Consider the following 17,892-nt stretch of genomic DNA (forward strand, 5'->3'; position numbering starts at 1 on the left):
AGCGTTATTCGCCTATTTCTTTCATCTTGATCACGTGGTGAATCCGCAGCACGGCTGCGGCAACTTCGCCGGCTGCCCGCAGGCCGTGAAGTTTGACCGGAGCCGGATCCAGCACGCCCAGCTCCTCATAATCCACAACCCGGCCGCTGTCGCAATCAATGCCCATGCAATCCGAGTCTGCACGGATTTGCGCTGCTCGAACTTCTTCCATCTTCTCGAGCGGATTGTAACCGGCATTGAGAAGTATCTGCGACATCGGCTTGCGCAGCGCCGCCGAAACGGCTTCCATGCCGAAGGCTTCCATGCCTTTCTGAGCCTCCCGGATTCGTTCCAACTCGTAGGACACCGCGAGTTCGCTTGTCCCGCCACCCGGAAGGACACCGCCGGAAACGGCAGCCTGCAGTGCCGAGGCCGCATCTCCCGCAATTCGGGCCGCCTCGCCTACTACTTCCGAAGTGCTTGCCCCAACAATGACCGTCACGATACGGTCCCGGTCTTGGCTACCGCTGGCCAGCCTGATTTTCTCGATGCCTTCATCATAAGCGACACGCGGGGTATCACCCAGAAGGGCCGCAAGCTCCTTCGAGTCTTTATGTAACGCCTTACGGCGTACGGGAGTAGATCCCGTCATATCGCTTACCCGGCGAAGATCCGCACGTGACACGCGCGGCACCACCATTATGCCGTGATCCAGGCAAAACTGCTCCGCATCCGGATGGATGCCTTTTTCAAGCAGGATGAGTTTTACGGACAGCTCGGACAATCTCTCTAAATCGGAAGCGAACACTTTTCGGAGGTCCATATACTGCGCAAATCCGGCTTCGGTTGTGAGCGCCTCATCATCAATCTCATCCGGCTCAAGAGAATCATACAGCACCAACACTTTTGCATCGTCATAAGACTTGGACTCGCGGGCGAAGATCGGCCGCTGCCGGAGCAGTACCCCCTCGAACACTTCATTCTCGGCATTCTCCAGGGCAATTATACTGTCTGCAAGCGAGTAGGATGGGTCCTGAAGACGGGTGATTCCGGCTTTCCGCGCGGCTTGCATAATCAGCTCCACGATGTCCTTCCGTTCCCGCCCCGCAACGTACACCGTCCGTTCCAGAAGCGGATCATCCAATCCGTCAATCTGCCGAACCCGTTTGGTTAAGAGCTGCATCGACTTCTCAATTCCCTGACGCAGTCCTTCCACCACCTTGGAAGCAGGCACCCCGCGGGTTATGCGGGAGACTCCTTCCTGCACAAGTGCGCCTGCAAGCACGGTAGCGGTTGTGGTTCCGTCGCCGATTTTCTCCTGCTGCGCTCGTGCCACCTGAATGAGAAGGCGCGCTGCCGGGTGGGTGACATCCATTTTATCCAGAATCGTCACCCCATCATTGGTAATGACCACTTCGCCGCGGGGACCCACCAGCATCACGTCGAGCCCCTTGGGACCAAGCGTGCCTTCTACAGCGGACGTGACGGCCCGGACGGCATTACTGTTGTTCAATAGCGTAGAATAACGTTCATCTCCGTCCACTTGGCTATGTTGTCCTTGGCTCATCTGTCTCACTCCTTTATTTGTACCAGTGTGACAGCAGCTTCGTCAGGTCATGGGATAACACATTCAAGATGCCGATCACCCGTGCATATTCCATTCTTGTAGGACCGAGAATGCCAATCGAACCTAGCGCTTTTCCGTCGATCGAATAAGTCGCAGTGATCAAACTGCAATTGGAAATCGCTTCATGCGTATTCTCCGTACCGATCTTCACCTGGACACCATGCTCACCGGGAGCAGGGGCCATGAGCTTCATCAGCGCGGGTGTCTGCTCCAGAAGCTCGAAAATTTCCCTTACCTTATCAACATCCTTGAACTCCGGCTGATTCAGCATGTGGGTCGTGCCGCTGAGATATACGCCGCGATGGTCTGGTTCATTGTTGAGGGCGATATCCAGCATACTCATGAGATCTTCATAATGTGAAATATGCCGCTGCATTTCCTCACCAATCTCCGTATACAAACGGGTCTTGAGTTTATATAGAGGCACATTGACCAGCTTCTTGTTCAGAAGATTTACCACTTGCTCCAGATCCGAAACGGATACACCCTGCGGAATCGAAACAATCTTGTTCTCGACTTGCCCTGTGCTGGTTACGATGATGGCTACCGCTTGATCCTCATGAAGAGGAAGAAGCTGGAAGTGACGCAAAGACGTATGAAAAACTTCCGGTCCCAGCAGGATGGAAGTGTAATTAGTCATCTGAGACAGAATGCCGGCTGTATGCTGTATCATCTGCTCCATCACGTTCAGCTTTTCTGCAAAAAAGGATTTCATCATATGCAGTTCCGCAGGGTTCAAGGAAAACGACGACGTGAGATGATCAACATAATAACGATATCCTTTATGTGACGGAATTCGTCCAGCTGATGTATGAGGCTGCTCCAGAAAGCCGAGTTCCTCCAGATCAGCCATCTCGTTACGAATGGTTGCCGGACTGTATCCGACATCCCCGCGTTTGGAAATGCTTCTTGAACCAACCGGTTCGGCAGAACGGATATAGTCATCCACAATGGCATTCAAAATCATGCGTTGACGATCTGTTAACATGTCGCTCCCCTCCTTGCTGACTGCTTATTTTCACTTTCGTTAGCACTCATCGCCATCGAGTGCTAACCGATATAACAAAAATACCAAACCGACCTGAGGATTGTCAAGTCAGTTCAGTACTTTAAGAACAGCTATTTCGTCACATGCATGCTGCTTCTTGCAGTGAATGCAGTCGGTCCATACTTTCTCCGGAAAAATCTCCTTCTCCACGACGGCAAAGCCGTTTTTGATGAAAAAGGATACCTCATACGTCAAGGCCATCACTTTCGGAAGCTCACGACGTTTCGCTTCTTCCAGAAGGGAGTCCACCAGCATGGAGCCGATTCCTTGCCCTTTATATCCATCAGAGATACCGAGTGAACGAATCTCCACCAGATCATTTCCCAGCTGACACAACGAACCGCAGCCGATCACGTTCCCTTCGGATTCGGCTACAACGAATTCCCCGATTTGTTTCTCCAGCACTTTTTTGGACCGGGGCAGCATAATCCCCTTTTCCGCATAACCCTGAATCATCTGATACAGCGGCTCGACATCCTCTAACTTCGCCTTTCTGCATACCGCCGACATGGTGTCCGTCTCCCCTTTACACGCTCCGTCATGTTATGAATAAATATACAACAGAGCGCATATAAGTTCAATAGATTAATTTGCTGACAAGCTGCCTATAAATTCGGCGAACACATCGTTGCCAAACAAAATGCCTTTACTGCTCAGTTTATATCCGTCATCCGTGGAGTCGAGAAGTCCCGCACCTACCATTTTATTCAGCGGGCCGGCGAATACTTCTTCCATGGAAGTCCCGAATTGCTGCCGGAATCGGCTGCGAGACACGCCATCCAGCACTCGGAGCCCGACCATGAGGAAATCCTCCATCGCTTCTTCCCTTGATACCTCAAAGCTCTCCAATCGCGGAAGTCCTTGATTCGCTGCTTCATTATATGGGTTGACGCCTTTAATGTTCACATGGCGCTGACGACCGACGTATCCGTGCGCTCCCGCGCCCAAGCCATAATAATCCTCGTTGCGCCAGTATGTCATGTTATGCCGGCTCTCAAAGCCGGGTTTGGCAAAATTACTGATCTCATACTGTTTATATCCGGCAGCCTTCATCCGCTCCATTAATAGAAGATACATATTCAGCTCGTCCTCCTCATCCGGAAGCGGCAGCTGGTTTCGCTGGTACATCGTATGGAACAGCGTATTTTCTTCAACCTTCAAGCTGTAGATTGAATAATGCGGGAGTCCAAGCTCTAGCGCCTTATCCACGCTTTCCGCAAGCATGTCCAAGGTTTGGTTCGGGAGACCGAACATCAAATCGATGGACATGTTATCAAAGCCTGCCGTTCTCGCGTTCTCGAGACTTCGATACACATCATCCGTATCGTGAATCCGGCCGATGCCGGTCAGCAAGCTGTTCTGGAAGGCCTGCACCCCGAAGCTGATCCGGTTCACGCCGCCTTCGCGCATGACGGACAGTTTCTCCAAATCTGTTGTGCCGGGATTCGCTTCCATCGAAAATTCAATACGATCGGACCATTCCGGAAAATGGCGCTTCACGCTCTGCAGGAAGTATTCCATTTCATTTGGCTTCAGCACCGTAGGGGTCCCGCCGCCTACAAAAATGCTTTTGATTCGTCCCGGCGGGTTGGCCTGAACGGTCAGCTCCATCTCCTTATCCAGCGCCCGCAGATAATCCATCACCGGCTGATCCTTCAATACATAGGAATTGAAGTCGCAGTAAAAACATTTATTGGTACAAAACGGAATGTGAATGTACACCGCTTCCGTCCGTTGATCGTTTGCCGTCATTCTTTTCTTGCCCCCTCATGTACACCTCTAGCATGACTTACTTTAAGTGCGAGTTCAAAAAGTCAGGTTTTCAGCACCGAGAAGGTTGGATGAAGCTAGGGACTGAGGAGCGGAGCGTAGGCAAAACCTACGTGAGCACCGGAAGGCCCGGCTGAATTCAATATTCGATGTCGATTTAGCTTCATGTGCTGCTTCGTGATCAAAAGATGACTTTTTGAACAACCTCTTTAAGTAACTTCTCAGAAGTTCCTTCTCTACTATAACGCGATGCCTCTTGGAATGAAAGAAAGGAAAGCCGAGAATCGGCTTTCCCCATCATTTACTTCATCAGACTATATCCGTAGGACCAGCCCAGCCCGTTACCTCGAAGGCCTGCTATTCCTAGGCAAAATTACTTGTCGTCGATTTTCAGTACCGCCATGAAGGCTTCCTGCGGCACTTCCACGCTGCCGACTTGCTTCATCCGCTTCTTACCTTCCTTCTGCTTCTCAAGGAGTTTCCGTTTACGGGAGATGTCACCGCCGTAACATTTGGCAAGAACGTTTTTGCGCATCGCTTTAACCGTTTCACGGGCCACAACCTTGGTACCGACAGAAGCTTGAATCGGCACCTCGAACATTTGACGAGGAATCAGCTCGCGCAGCTTCTCGCAAATCGCCCGGCCGCGGTGGTATGCACGGTCCTTATGCACAATAAAGGACAAGGCATCCACTTGCTCGGCATTGAGCAAAATATCCATTTTGACCAGGTTGGATCGACGGTACCCGGACAGCTCGTAGTCAAACGAAGCATATCCTTTGGTGCTCGACTTCAACTGGTCGAAGAAATCATACACGATTTCCGACAACGGAATTTCATAGGTAATGGTAACGCGCGTTGTGTCCAGGTATTCCATATTTACGAATTCGCCGCGTTTATTTTGGCAGAGTTCCATGATCGCCCCGACGTAATCGTTCGGAACGATAATGCCTGCTTTAACATAAGGCTCTTCGACATAATCGACCTTGCCGACCTCAGGATAATGAGACGGGTTATCGATCTGGATCTGCTCCCCGTTCGTCAGCGTAATGCGGTAAATCACGCTCGGCGCCGTTGTAATCAGCGGTATATTAAACTCGCGTTCAATCCGCTCCTGAATGACATCCATGTGCAGCAGGCCCAAGAATCCGCAACGGAAACCGAATCCGAGCGCGCTGGATGTCTCCGGCTCAAAGCTTAGCGATGCATCATTAAGCTGCAGCTTCTCGAGCGCCTCGCGCAGATCATTGTAGTCTGACGTTTCGATTGGATACAGACCGCAGAATACCATCGGGTTGATTTTGCGGTAACCCGGGAGCGGCTGGGCCGTCGGACGCTTGGCATCCGTTACCGTATCGCCGACCTGCGTATCGCCAACACTCTTGATGCCAGCCACGATGAAACCGACATCTCCGACGTTAAGCTCGTCCACGATGGACATGCGCGGCTTAAACGCCCCCACCTCAATGACCTCGAAGGTTTTGCCGGTGGCCATCATCTTGATCTTGGAGCCGGCTTTAATACTTCCGTCAATAACGCGCACATATACAATGACACCTTTATAAGGATCATAATGGGAGTCGAAAATCAGCGCTTTCAGCGGTTCTTCCGAATCGCCTGTTGGCGCAGGCACTTTCTGAACCACCTGCTCCAGAATTTCCTTGATTCCGATACCCGCCTTGGCAGAAGCTAATACCGCATCGCTGGCATCCAGTCCGATGACATCCTCAACTTCCTGCTTCACCCGCTCGGGATCGGCGCTTGGCAGGTCAATTTTGTTAATGACGGGCAGAATTTCGAGATTGTTATCCAGTGCCAAATATACGTTGGCCAAGGTCTGCGCTTCAATTCCCTGTGCAGCATCCACTACGAGCAGCGCGCCTTCACAAGCGGCCAGGCTTCGGGATACCTCATACGTAAAGTCGACGTGCCCTGGAGTATCAATCAGGTTCAATATATACTCCTCGCCGTCATCGGATTTGTAATTCAGGCGAACGGCCTGCAATTTGATGGTAATCCCGCGCTCTCTCTCCAGATCCATCTGATCCAGTACCTGCTCTTGCATTTCACGCGAAGTTAATGCCCCCGTAAATTCCAAGATACGGTCAGCAAGCGTCGATTTCCCATGGTCTATATGTGCAATGATACAGAAATTACGAATTTTTTGTTGTCTAACTTGTACGTCTGTCATGCCTAACCCCCAACAACCACCAGATGTTTGAATCAACTTATTATACCAGTTGAGGGGATGCACAGCAATGCTGAGAATAAAGGTGAATTTATTCCGTGATCGATCCGAACATCGACACGACCCAGCGTATGCTTTTGTCAGACAGCTGCTGGAGCAGTCCTGCCGTCTTGTCGGCAAGCACATCGGCAGGCGGCTGCGAGCGTTCGGGAAGCAGGATGTCGCTAGGCATAGGCTCATATTCGGGCAGTGTCTTACGAGCGTCTTGTTCTAGAACAGCGGACTCTGATGCGGGAGGGTTCTTGCGTGTCCCTCCCCATCCATTCCCTTGGGCAGCCCCGCCTTGCGGATTCTGAATATGGTCTTGCTGCACAGTTTGCACGGCTCCGGTACCGTCTCCCGGTACTGGTGCCTTTGCCCCGCCAAGCTGCATGCCGACCAATATGCCGATGCCTGTCCATATGATAAGAGCCACCAACCGTTTTCCCGTTCTTGACATCACTGAGTCCCTCCCCGATTTACCCGTTCACGCTTGCTCCGCAGTTGCCGCCGGGCTGTTAACCTGCTTTGGCTGCTTGATCCTCCGTACCTTTTTTGCTTCCGCCCTTGGGTGCCGCCGAAACGGACTGCTTCTTCGTTTGATCATCTTCTTTTTTCACGCTGGCTTTTTCCGCCTCTTGTTCCTGCCAGTACACATCTGCAATGATGTCCGCCAACGCTTCAGCCGTCCGCTGCAATTCTTCCTTCGTATTATCGATGCCGCCGATTTCAATCAGGATGCTGTTCGGTGACAGGGATTGATTATATTCCCCGTTCCCTTGATCCGCCGATTTGCCCCACACGCCCCGAGATACCCCGGGATAGGACTGTTCCAGCTTGGCATTGATTTTGCTTGCAAACGCCTCGTTCTGTCTCCAGTTCTCGTTCGCATGTCCGATGATGAAGTAAACCTTGGCGTAGTTAACGCCGTTGACGGTTGCCGTCGTTTTTTTATAGCGCTGCGAATCCCGATGGATATCGATCAGGTATTGAATGCCGTCGTTCTGGGACATGGCCTCCATGACCATCTGGCGCGAGTATTTATAAGAAAAGTTGTAATTGTACCCTTCGATGGTAGATTGGTAGTCGCTTTTATCATGCAGGGTGCCAATTCCGTTGGCTTCAAGTCTTTTACTCAGAAAGCTTCCTACCAGCATGACGTTTTTACTCGGGGATACAGCCCCCGGATTGTCAGATGGATGCGAGAGCAGCGGGTTATATGCTTCCTGTGGGTGAGAATGATAGATGAGAACGGCTTTCTTTCCATTCGTGGACTTTCCGTCTTTAGATGTGTTTCCAGGCTCATTCTTACTGCCCGGCTCGTCCTCCGTGCCCTGATCCGGGGCATCCTCGCCATTGCCTTCATTGCCGATATCTCCCCGACCGCCTTGCGGCGGCTCTTCCCCGGCATCAGCAGGATCGCCTTCCGTCTGCCCCTCCGCTGGATCCGGCCGGTAATCCGCCGGTGCCTCCCCATCCTCGTTACCGGAGCCGTGAGACAGCTGTACCGGTTGGTTTGCCTTCATGCCTGGCAGTTCTCCCGCAAGAAGGCTTTTCGGGTCCCTGGGGTTCACGCTCGTAAGCAGTTCAAAGACGAAGGTCGACATTTTCTCGCCGGAGAAGCTTGAGGTCTCTTTGGAAGCCGTCATATGTGGCATCTCCATGCCGATCATATCGATGAAAAAATGGCTGGATAACGAAGCCGCCAACCCTTTCATTGACGATACGGGCGAGGAATTCATCCGCTGTTCCGCCATCCCTCCGAGCCCTAGCAAAATAAAAAATATAAGAGAGCCTAGCATCAATATAACGAGCGTTCGACCCATGCTCAGACCTTCCATAACCTTTCGTTTCAGTCTGGCAATATTCCAGATGCGAAACTTGCGATTGTTCATAACGATGTCCTCCTCGGTTCGCCGGGAGCTATAACGGCCATCATTCCGCCGTTCCCGCGACTTTCGTAATCTCTTATATTTCAAATCTATGAACCGGGGAGAATCGATAGAACTAGATCCATGAAAAATATAAAAGCTCCGATAGATTCGGAGCTTTTATACCGGGTTAGTGCGTGTACGCGCCTACATTGCCTGGATCCACAGCCTCATGCAGCGCTGCGTTCAGGCCGGTTGCCACGATATTGGCGATGTCCTCTATAAATTCGTCAATCTCCTTTGGCGTTACGATAAGGTCATGGCCCAGCGGCTCCAGAACTTCCTTCACCAGCGCCAGGCGGTCACCTTCAGGTATATCATGGAGCATGCCCATAATTTTGCCCGTCTCCGGCGCGCCTTCGCCAAAATGGGCTTTCATGAGCTCAATCGCGTTATTAACGATGGTGGAAGCATAGCAGACGGTCGGAACTCCGATCGCAATGCAGGGGACCCCGAGAATCTCCTGCGTTAATCCCTTGCGCTTATTGCCGACGCCAGAGCCGGGGTGGATTCCGATATCCGCAATCTGGATGGTCGTATTCACCCGCTCCAGCGAACGCGAAGCTAGAGCGTCAATGGCGATGATCAGCTCAGGACGGATTTGTTCCACAATGCCTTGAACCGTTTCGCTTGATTCAATCCCTGTCAGACCGAGCACGCCTGGCGCTACGGCACTGACCTGACGATAGCCTGGCGCCACGCGATCCGGCATCAACTCGAAATACTGACGGGTGACCATCACGTTCTCCACCACAAGCGGTCCCAGGGAATCCGGCGTCACGTTCCAGTTCCCGAGCCCGACAATGAGCACGCTTGCCTTGGGTCCGATCCCGATCCGGGACATGAATGCCTCAAACTCACGGGCGAAGACAACAGACACTTGATCCTGAAGCCCCGTATCCCCCTTGCGAAGATCGGGCACCTCCAACGTGACATAATGGCCCTTTACTCTTCCGATTTGCTTAGAGGCCGCATCGTTCTCCACGTCCAGCCTTGTAATCTTGATTCCGTCCTCCTGCACCACATCCTCCATTACACCAGGAAGGGGCGCACTCCCTTTGCCTCCCGCCAGTTCTCTTGATTCCACCGCCAGGTCCGTTCGGACCGAATATTTTTGCAGATCCAGATCCATATAAATTCACACTCCTCCTCATATTGCTAGTAGTGTGCGAGAGTAGGGGAGAGATTATGCAGAAGTCCGAATGAGTATTGCTTTTTGTCCACCCCCATGCTAAAATATTTTAAGTTGTGAATCATTTCGCTCTATTGAAATGCCTTACAGGAGGTGAATGTAATGCCAAACATCAAATCCGCGATTAAACGTGTAAAGACAAGTGACAAACGCCACGCGCTTAACATTTCTCAAAAATCCGCGCTTCGCACAGCTGTTAAAACTGCTGACGTAGCGTTGAACGGTACAGAAATCGAAGCTGCTAAAGTTGCTTTCCAAGCTGCTTCCAAGAAGCTTGATAAAGCCGTTACGAAGGGCCTGATCCATAAGAACGCAGCTGCCCGCAAGAAGTCCCGTCTGGCGAAAAGACTGAACGCTCTTACGTCCCAGGCGTAAGTAACGTTTGTTGAATACGACATGGAAAAAGCCCTGAACAGTTCACGCTGCTCAGGGCTTTTTGTGGTTTGTTGATCGACGTACTCTTCTCGGTAGACAACCGCGTATAGCGGATTTTTCTCTTGCGAGATCAAGTTGGTAAGCCTCTGAAGTACATACTTTTCTGATCTCTCGAGAAAAAGAGCGTACGACTGCTCCCGCGGCCATACGCTCTTAACTTGTTGCGGATATGTTATGTTAAGCCCCAAGCCGCAGCAGAAACAATTCAATCCCCAGCACCTTATCCACGGCCCCCGTCTTCATCTGGTAATCCAGATTCGCCAGGTGGTTCAGTATGCCTTCAAGGCGCGCCGTCTCAAACTTGCGGGCTTGCTCGCCCGCAATCTTCACCGCATAGGGATGCAATCCGATCTGGGAAGCAATTTGCTGCTGCGAGTAGCTCTGGGTAGATAGAGTCTTCACCTGCAGAATAATCCGAAACTGTCTGGTAATCAGCGCCGCAATCTTGATCGGCTCCTCGCGCTGCTTCAGCAGCTCGTAATAGATGCCGAGTGCCTTGTCCAATCGGAGATTTGCAATATCCTCTACTAGCGCAAACACATTCTGTTCCGTGCTTCGCGCCACCAGCATATCCACGGTTGCAACATCAATCGCTCCGCCAGCACCGGCATATAAACACAGCTTTTCGATCTCGCCTGACAAGGCCTGAAGACTAGTTCCCGCATTTCGCACGATCGCCTCTGCCGCACCTTCCCGCAGCGTGCAGTCACTTTTCTTCACCTGCTTGTCCACCCAACGAATCAAATCCTCTCCGCCCAAAGGCATGAAGGACAATGCAACCCCCGATTTCTTGACTGCCTTGACTACCTTTTTGCGTTCATCCAGCTTTTCTTGTCCAACCATAAAGACAATCACGCTATAATCAGCAGGATTGGTCAAATAATCCAGCAAAGCCTCTGGACGATGATCCACTTTCCCGTTATCTTTTGCTGCGGTAAAAAATGCCGTATCCCTCACCATGATCAGTTTTTTCTGAACCATAAAAGGAACCGTCTCCGCTTCTTCAATAACCGTTTGAATCGGAACTTCCCCTAAATCCATATGAACAAAGGCAAAATCACGGTCTTCTTTCGGGATCAGCTGGGCTTCCAGAAATTCGGCGAATTCCTTCATTTGAAATTTCTCGCTGCCATACAACAAATAGACGGCAGACACATCTCCCTGCTTAACCGCCTTGGCCGCCGCTTTGGCATCCATCGGCGTCCCCCCCTTTCTACTCTGTACACTATACCAAAAAAGAGTGCCTGAATGCGATAGACGACAAGCATAAAAATGAAATCGCCCATACGAAAACAAAGAGACCTCGGCTTTTGGCAGCGGCAAGGTCCCTTCGTCCCAACACATCTATATAAACGCCGGCAAGTATGCTCTAGAAACACCTCGCCGCCGGTCATACGACGGTAGTTGGTATCATGCTCTCTCTAATATATAGTGTATTCATATCTCCCGGCATTGGTGCACCGATTGTATATATCTCTGAACATTTCTATGGTTTTGGCTGCTTCTGCCCCGTAGACGCCGGTGGCTGAGACTTCTCAACGGAATAGACGGATTCAACCAATTCGTTATGGGTCTGCACCTTGTACTTAAACGTTAAGCCGTCCTCTGACCATTGACCGGATACCCAGCTTCCGCCGAGCGGAATCGTCTCAACCGTTTCAACCGCCTCAGGCGAAGTTTGGCTTCCCGATGGCAGACGATAGATAATCAGATGATCGGCTTCAAGCGAAGCTCGGTAGAGACCGTCCGGGGACGACCACTGTTCCGGTACTATCGCCAGTCCTTGGTACGATCCGGTTGACCTGTCGGATGATTCCGTGCTTCCCGTGCCTGCATCGCCGGAAGGATCGCTAATTGGAGGCACCATCTCTGACGAGGTATCTGCCGATTCCGTAGGCGAAGTCTGGGCATCCATGGTCTCAGAGCCCTGCTCCGGTTCACTGGCGGGAGGGTCAGACGGACTTGTGGTATTGTTTTTTGGCACCTCATTGTTGCTCGTTGCAGGTTGGTCTGACGCTTGAGGTTCCCCATTATCTTTCTTTTGGACCGAAGTATCGGGTGCTGTGACATCTTTTTTGGTGCCATTAGCCGCATCCGATGGCTCCTGTGTTGCCTTCGTATCATCCGGGGCAGTGTCGGCATTAGCTTCCGATGACGATTCCGATGGCGAACTCCGCAGACTTGCGGAAGAATCGTTTCCCTCATTCGATTCGCCACCCGTCTCCGTGCCGCCTTCGGCGGCAAACGGCTGAGCCATTTCCTGACTCTGCGTCGCAGCCGATTCGTCATTCGCCCCGGCACTGGTCGTGCTAGCCTCTTCGTATGGAATCTCCGCATCGGATAACATCTTCGGTTCATGATTAAAGATCGCTACGCCGAAAATAAGTACAGCCGCGGCGGCCCCGATAGCAGTTCTCCCGCCAATCGTGCTCCACCAGCTGCCCGCACGTCGCGGACGCCGCATTTCCGGCATCATTTCGGCTGGCTCCTGGCTTTTCACGACTGGAGGTTCAACAAGGTTCTGGCGATCACGGTCGATGGCATCCAGTCTAGGCATGATAGCGTCTACCAGACTGACAGGCGGGGTTACGGCCGGAAGATCCTCAAGCTCTCTGTTCAATGATTTCAATATATTAAAGGTCTCCGCACACATGGGGCACACGGCAATATGCTGGTACATTTGGGCCGTCTCCTCCGAAGTGAGATCCCGGTCCAAATACCGGTGCATACGTTCCACCACCTCTTGGCAATTCATCCTGATACACCACCTTTCTGATGCTCTTGGAGCATATTCTGCAGCTGCTGCCTGGCCCTGAACAAATAGGATTTCACCGTATTGAGCGGGAGGTTCAGACAATCAGCAATTTCGTTGTAGGATAGATCCTGCAAATACCTTAAGACAATGACCGTGCGATGATGATCCGGCAGTTGATTAATGGCTTCCTGAATATCCTGGGCCAAATATCCCGACATCACTTCCCGTTCTACATCAAGATTATCCCGAAACACCAGATCATGTTCATCGATGGAAACCGTCGGCTTGGTCCTGCGGAATTTATCAATGCATATGTTGGTGACAATCCGTTGGACCCAAGTTTTGAACTGAGCCTTCTCCTCGTAGGAGTTAATCTTCGTATATACACGTATAAGTGCTTCCTGGGCTGCATCCATGGCATCCTGTTCATTGTTTAAAATATAATAAGCAGTTCGGTAAACATGTTGCTCAATTTCTCGCAATAGGGTGATTAGAGCGTCGCGATCGCCCGATTGAGCGGCTCTTATGAGTCCCTGCTCCACCACAGTGGATCCCCCTCTCCCTGCATACATACAGACGGATAGAATAAAAAAAATGTTGCAGTATGTAACCTATTATTTTTTTAGAAACTTCATCTAACTATACCAAATATAAAGATGATAGTCACCGCTGCATTTTCCTATAAAAGATCATACTACGAATCGATGTCCCAAGGACAGCGGCTGCCTTTACGGAAGCTTCGTACGCGTCTCAATTTGTCCCTCCTTGATCCTCATCTGTATTTCACCTTGAAGGTTGGTCTGATAGATGAGCGTCGAGGAACGTTCCAACCGGCCAACCACATCCGGATGAGGGTGGCCGTACATATTGTTGACGCCAGCGGAAATAACCGATGCCTTCGGCTTCCATGCATTCAACCATAGCGCGGATGTCGAGGTTTTGCTTCCGTGATGGGCAACCTTCATGACATCGATCCGGTCATCGGCAGCAGCACCCCGTGAAACTAAATCATCTTGTGGAGATCGTTCCTCCAGGTGCAGCAATATTTTATGTTCGGCGGCTTGGTCCGTGTCACCTGTAAATAAGAAACGACTGCCGTTCATCTGAAGGACAAATACTAGTGAAGCATGATTCTGCTCCTTAATCAACGGTAATGGTTTTTTCGCTTCTCCATTTTCTAGGAAAACAGGTGCTAAAAATTGTATTTCCGTATGACTGTCAAGCTTCCATACTTCCCGATCAACTCCTGCTTCGTAAATGGGAATGCCCTGCTGAACGGCCGTTAACATCAGTTTTCTGAAGGTGGCGGATTCGGTCAAGGTCCCATTGAACACAACCGATTTTACGGGGATTTCCTGCAAAACCGCCTGCAGACCGCCTATATGATCCTGGTCTCCATGGGTCATGATGACAGCCTCAAGCTGGTGCACGCCCCGTTTTTTCAACAACGGAACCACCACCTTCGCTCCCACCTCGTATGGAGCCTTTCTTTCCTTCCAGGCATCCTTCTCCTTCCGAAAATTCACCGTTCCACCACCGTCAATGAGTACGTGCTTGCCTTCAGGTGTTGTTACCAATATCGCATCCCCTTGTCCCACATCCAGGAATTGCACGAGTCCCGCTCCGTGCATAGATGGAGATTGATAGCCGCCGTACAGCAGAAAAACCAAAGCTCCGGACAGCAGCACGATTGCAGTTCTCGCTGCGTAGCGTTCGATATAATCACTGGCGCGAAGAAAACCTCTCCATCGCAACGCACCGGCCCATTGATCCACAAGCGGAAACATGCCGGTTGCCCCAGACAAGCTTCTTTTACTATCCAAGGGTACGTGTCCTGCCAATGGAACGGTATCATCCGACCCGCTCCGCTCTTCTTGGCGACTTCCGGATCTCTTCTTCAGAATGGACAGCAATGAATACAGAACAACAAAATAACACAGAATCCAGGCTAACGACGGGGATGGCCACAATGTCATAAAAGCGGATGAACCATTCATCCATTCAACGATTCGGAACGTTATTTGGTTTAGCCATTCCGTTACAGCCGCCAACCAGCCAGCTCCTCCCATCCATACCCACCCCATCAGCAAAGACACCATTCCTAACGGAAGAACCACAAGGCTAATAACCGGAACCAGGATCAAATTGGCAAAGACCGATATCAGCGACACTTGGTTGAAATAATAAATGGTAAGGGGAAAGGAGATCAACTGCGCTACGACCGTGATTCCGACGGTTCCCGCAAGCCAGCGGGGCAAGAATGTCAGCAGCGGCATCAGCTTCGGTACGAATATCATCAAGCCCGCAGTCACGATGAATGACAACTGAAAGCTGACGTTTACAAGAAAATACGGGTTCCACAGCAGCATAGCGAGCGCGGCAACACTAAGAATATGCAGTCCATCCTTCAAAAGTCGCCGTCGTGCGGCATACAAACCGATCATCCCCATGATGCCGGCACGGACGATAGAAGGACTCGCCCCGGTAAGCAGGACATATACGGGAATCAGCCACATGACCACAGTCAGCGAAGTCTCCCTCGTCATTCGAAGGGTTGTGCATACGAATAAGAGGCATCCCACAACCACAGCCACATGCATGCCCGATATCGCAAGAATATGAGTCAATCCCAAACGCGAGAACTCCATAAACGTATCGGGATCCAGATCATCCTGATTGCCAATGACAAGTCCCTTCATATAACCTGCATGGATTCCGTCGTACAATTGATCCAGCTTGCCCCCGAGCTTCTCGCGAACGGCATCAGTCCATCGTAGAATATGGCCTAATTTCCAGCTTTCAGGCGGGGTAACCTGCGCTTGTTCAGAGCCTTTCACTTTGATCATCCAATGAATGTTCTGGGTTCGCAAATATTGAAGATAATCAAATCCGTCAAAATTGCGGGCTTCTCCAGGTTTTTGCAACTCTCCCGTCAGCTCGATGCGGTCCCCGCGCTGCCAACGGTTAACGATCTCCAGCTCCTTTTTGTCCAGAAGTTTTACTTGAACCCTCACGATATCATCCGTCTTCAGCATGGAGCCGTTATCCGGATTCGCTTGCTTTTGCGACGCTGGAGGCTCGGCTAGCGTGAGAGCAGCTTGATGCAGTGAAACATTGAAATCCGCACGGTCACCATCCGCTTCTATAGGGGATGTGATTACACCGAACGCAGTAACAGGAACGGTATCCGTCGATGTCTCCCCGGAGAGGACCTGCTCGAAATCACTTACATTCACCGCGTCATGCCATTCCCAGTAAGTACCCGACACGCACAAGGAGAACAGCATGCAGAGTGAAAAAAGACGCCCCGCCCCTGCCCAATGACATACAGCAAGCAGTATGAGAATCAGCCCGGCAGCAATCACGGCCAGCCTCCATCCATCGTACAGGCATGCGGCACCACTGCCGATTACCCAAAACACGGTAAACACAAGTAACGGCCTTCGCTTCATGATCTGAACAAATCCCTTCATCATTAAATGAAAAAGAACCTTTGCCTGCATATCGCAGTCAAAGGTCCTTCCTCTGTGATTTTCTATTCATTTTTTTCCATAACCTTATATTCATGAATCATTCCGCTACCGTCATCAAGGTTTCGCGCGGCGGCTCATACGCTTCAAGCTGCCGGAACAAAATCCCCTTCTGTTCCATCATGCGGGACACCTTGCCCGAATCCTTCGGATAAGGACGGTGGAACACAACCTCGACAATGCCGCTGTTGGCAAGCATATTCGCACAGGTCCAGCAGGGCTCATCCGTCACGTACACCGTACTGCCTTCCCTATCGATCCGGTCCGTGAATAGCAGCAGATTCTGCTCGGCATGAATAGTCCGGATGCAGCGCTGTTTCTTCACCATGCTCTCCTTACCGTCCTGTACAACCAATTCATAATCCTCAGCGATCATACAACCCGCTTCCGAGCAATCAGGCACTCCCATCGGCGCACCGTTATAAGCCGTTCCGAGCAGTTTCTTCCCCTGCACCAGCACCGCACCGACATGACGCCGCGGGCATTGAGAGCGGGTAGAAACCATAAAGGCAATATCCATGAAATAAGTATCCCAATCTTTACGTTGATCTGCACTCATCATCTGTCACCTGTTCCTTATCAATATCCCCTTTATTGTAGCACATAGCTAAAGTCCGACGTAAGGCTTCATCTTCTCCAGCATTTTGGGCCCGATGCCTTTTACGTTCATCAAGTCAGCCTGACTTCGAAATGGACCGAACTGATTCCGGTAATCGATAATGGCCTTGGCCTTCGCTTCGCCAATGCCAGGCAGCTCCATAAGCGCTGCAGCATCCGCCGTGTTGACATTAATCAACCCGGATGAATCCGGAGCTGCTGGTGGCTGTGCTGTACGGTTAACAGGGGCTTGTTGCTGTAACTGCTGACCGACATCTTCAGCCTGAGGCGGAACTGAAGACGAAGCAGATTGGGCAGAAGCTGAAGAAGGAGCCGTATGATCTGCTATACTGCTCCCTGCCGCACCTTGGTCGTGGTTTGGCATGGGGTCCTTCACGTTACTTGCAGGTTCGATTTGCCCAGCCTGAGCGGTCTTTGCAGCATTCTTCGAATCTGTTCCGGCTTCAGCAGAGGCTTCAGCCTGTTCCACATCCTTATGCCGGGAATCAGCCCCGGACGTCTTCACACCCGCATTGTCTTCGATGGCAACCACCTGCTCCAGCTGATCGTTTAGCGGCTGCCAGCCCTCGATCCCCCGATCCGTACCGCCGGCAAACAAAATAAACCCACAGCCGGCAATCGTCGCGGCTAGACTCCAACCTAAAGATATCCGTTTCATCTATGACCCCTCCTTAACATTAAAGTTCATCTGGTACAAACCCATGAATATTCTTCGGTTTCCCAACCGAAATCGCATGAAAAACCGTCATGAATCGGCATCTTCCCCGCATACATTAAACG

15 protein-coding genes are annotated in these 17,892 nt (G+C 51.2%); 1 reads left to right on the forward strand and 14 read right to left on the reverse strand.

The window, feature by feature from the left end:
• Positions 1-4: 4 nt before the first annotated feature.
• From ACETK5_RS19230 to gpr, 8 genes are all read right to left on the reverse strand, one after another.
• A complete protein-coding gene (locus ACETK5_RS19230) occupies positions 5-1,546 on the reverse strand; it encodes a TCP-1/cpn60 chaperonin family protein (RefSeq protein ID WP_100535894.1) in 1,542 nt (513 codons plus the stop codon).
• A gap of 13 nt (positions 1,547-1,559) precedes the next feature.
• The gene (gene hrcA / locus ACETK5_RS19235) at positions 1,560-2,594 is read right to left on the reverse strand and encodes a heat-inducible transcriptional repressor HrcA (RefSeq protein WP_100535893.1); all 1,035 of its coding nucleotides are present in this window, start codon (positions 2,592-2,594) and stop codon (positions 1,560-1,562) included.
• Between the two features lie 108 nt (positions 2,595-2,702).
• The gene (locus ACETK5_RS19240; RefSeq protein WP_100535892.1) at positions 2,703-3,164 is read right to left on the reverse strand and encodes an N-acetyltransferase; all 462 of its coding nucleotides are present in this window, start codon (positions 3,162-3,164) and stop codon (positions 2,703-2,705) included.
• A 75-nt stretch (positions 3,165-3,239) separates the two neighbouring features.
• Positions 3,240-4,406 carry a radical SAM family heme chaperone HemW gene (hemW, locus tag ACETK5_RS19245; RefSeq protein ID WP_100535891.1) on the reverse strand — a complete coding sequence of 389 codons (1,167 nt, stop codon included), beginning with the start codon at positions 4,404-4,406 and terminating at the stop codon, positions 3,240-3,242.
• 391 nt (positions 4,407-4,797) lie between these two features.
• On the reverse strand, positions 4,798-6,615 hold the full coding sequence (gene lepA / locus ACETK5_RS19250) for a translation elongation factor 4 (RefSeq protein ID WP_100535890.1): 1,818 nt from the start codon (positions 6,613-6,615) through the stop codon (positions 4,798-4,800).
• Positions 6,616-6,703: 88 nt separating this feature from the next.
• Positions 6,704-7,114 carry a hypothetical protein gene (locus tag ACETK5_RS19255; RefSeq protein WP_394057154.1) on the reverse strand — a complete coding sequence of 137 codons (411 nt, stop codon included), beginning with the start codon at positions 7,112-7,114 and terminating at the stop codon, positions 6,704-6,706.
• A gap of 55 nt (positions 7,115-7,169) precedes the next feature.
• Positions 7,170-8,546: a stage II sporulation protein P gene (locus ACETK5_RS19260; RefSeq protein WP_394057155.1), complete on the reverse strand. Its 1,377-nt coding sequence runs from the start codon at positions 8,544-8,546 to the stop codon at positions 7,170-7,172.
• A gap of 166 nt (positions 8,547-8,712) precedes the next feature.
• On the reverse strand, positions 8,713-9,714 hold the full coding sequence (gene gpr / locus ACETK5_RS19265; RefSeq protein WP_394057157.1) for a GPR endopeptidase: 1,002 nt from the start codon (positions 9,712-9,714) through the stop codon (positions 8,713-8,715).
• 162 nt (positions 9,715-9,876) lie between these two features.
• Between gpr and rpsT the strand changes: the two genes are divergently transcribed.
• The gene (gene rpsT, locus ACETK5_RS19270; protein ID WP_053489175.1) at positions 9,877-10,149 is read left to right on the forward strand and encodes a 30S ribosomal protein S20; all 273 of its coding nucleotides are present in this window, start codon (positions 9,877-9,879) and stop codon (positions 10,147-10,149) included.
• A 237-nt stretch (positions 10,150-10,386) separates the two neighbouring features.
• Here the strand turns inward: rpsT and holA are convergent, their stop codons facing one another.
• The 6 genes from holA to ACETK5_RS19300 form a co-directional block, all read right to left on the reverse strand.
• Entirely contained in the window at positions 10,387-11,406 is a 1,020-nt protein-coding gene (holA, locus tag ACETK5_RS19275) for a DNA polymerase III subunit delta (RefSeq protein ID WP_326112473.1), read from the reverse strand.
• A gap of 289 nt (positions 11,407-11,695) precedes the next feature.
• Positions 11,696-12,964: a zf-HC2 domain-containing protein gene (locus ACETK5_RS19280; RefSeq protein ID WP_326112474.1), complete on the reverse strand. Its 1,269-nt coding sequence runs from the start codon at positions 12,962-12,964 to the stop codon at positions 11,696-11,698.
• A complete protein-coding gene (locus tag ACETK5_RS19285) occupies positions 12,961-13,509 on the reverse strand; it encodes an RNA polymerase sigma factor (RefSeq protein WP_036644490.1) in 549 nt (182 codons plus the stop codon). The genes ACETK5_RS19280 and ACETK5_RS19285 overlap by 4 nt, the downstream gene beginning before the upstream one ends.
• Positions 13,510-13,692: 183 nt before the next feature.
• Positions 13,693-16,416 (reverse strand): ComEC/Rec2 family competence protein, encoded by a 2,724-nt coding sequence (locus ACETK5_RS19290; protein WP_394057160.1) that lies wholly within the window; start codon positions 16,414-16,416, stop codon positions 13,693-13,695.
• A gap of 118 nt (positions 16,417-16,534) precedes the next feature.
• The gene (locus ACETK5_RS19295; protein WP_100535884.1) at positions 16,535-17,053 is read right to left on the reverse strand and encodes a deoxycytidylate deaminase; all 519 of its coding nucleotides are present in this window, start codon (positions 17,051-17,053) and stop codon (positions 16,535-16,537) included.
• 48 nt (positions 17,054-17,101) lie between these two features.
• Positions 17,102-17,770, reverse strand: coding sequence for a ComEA family DNA-binding protein (locus ACETK5_RS19300; RefSeq protein ID WP_326112476.1), 669 nt, complete (start codon positions 17,768-17,770; stop codon positions 17,102-17,104).
• Between the last annotated feature and the right edge of the window lie 122 nt (positions 17,771-17,892).

Source organism: Paenibacillus ilasis (assembly GCF_043195395.1).
GTDB lineage: Bacteria > Bacillota > Bacilli > Paenibacillales > Paenibacillaceae > Paenibacillus_AQ > Paenibacillus_AQ lautus.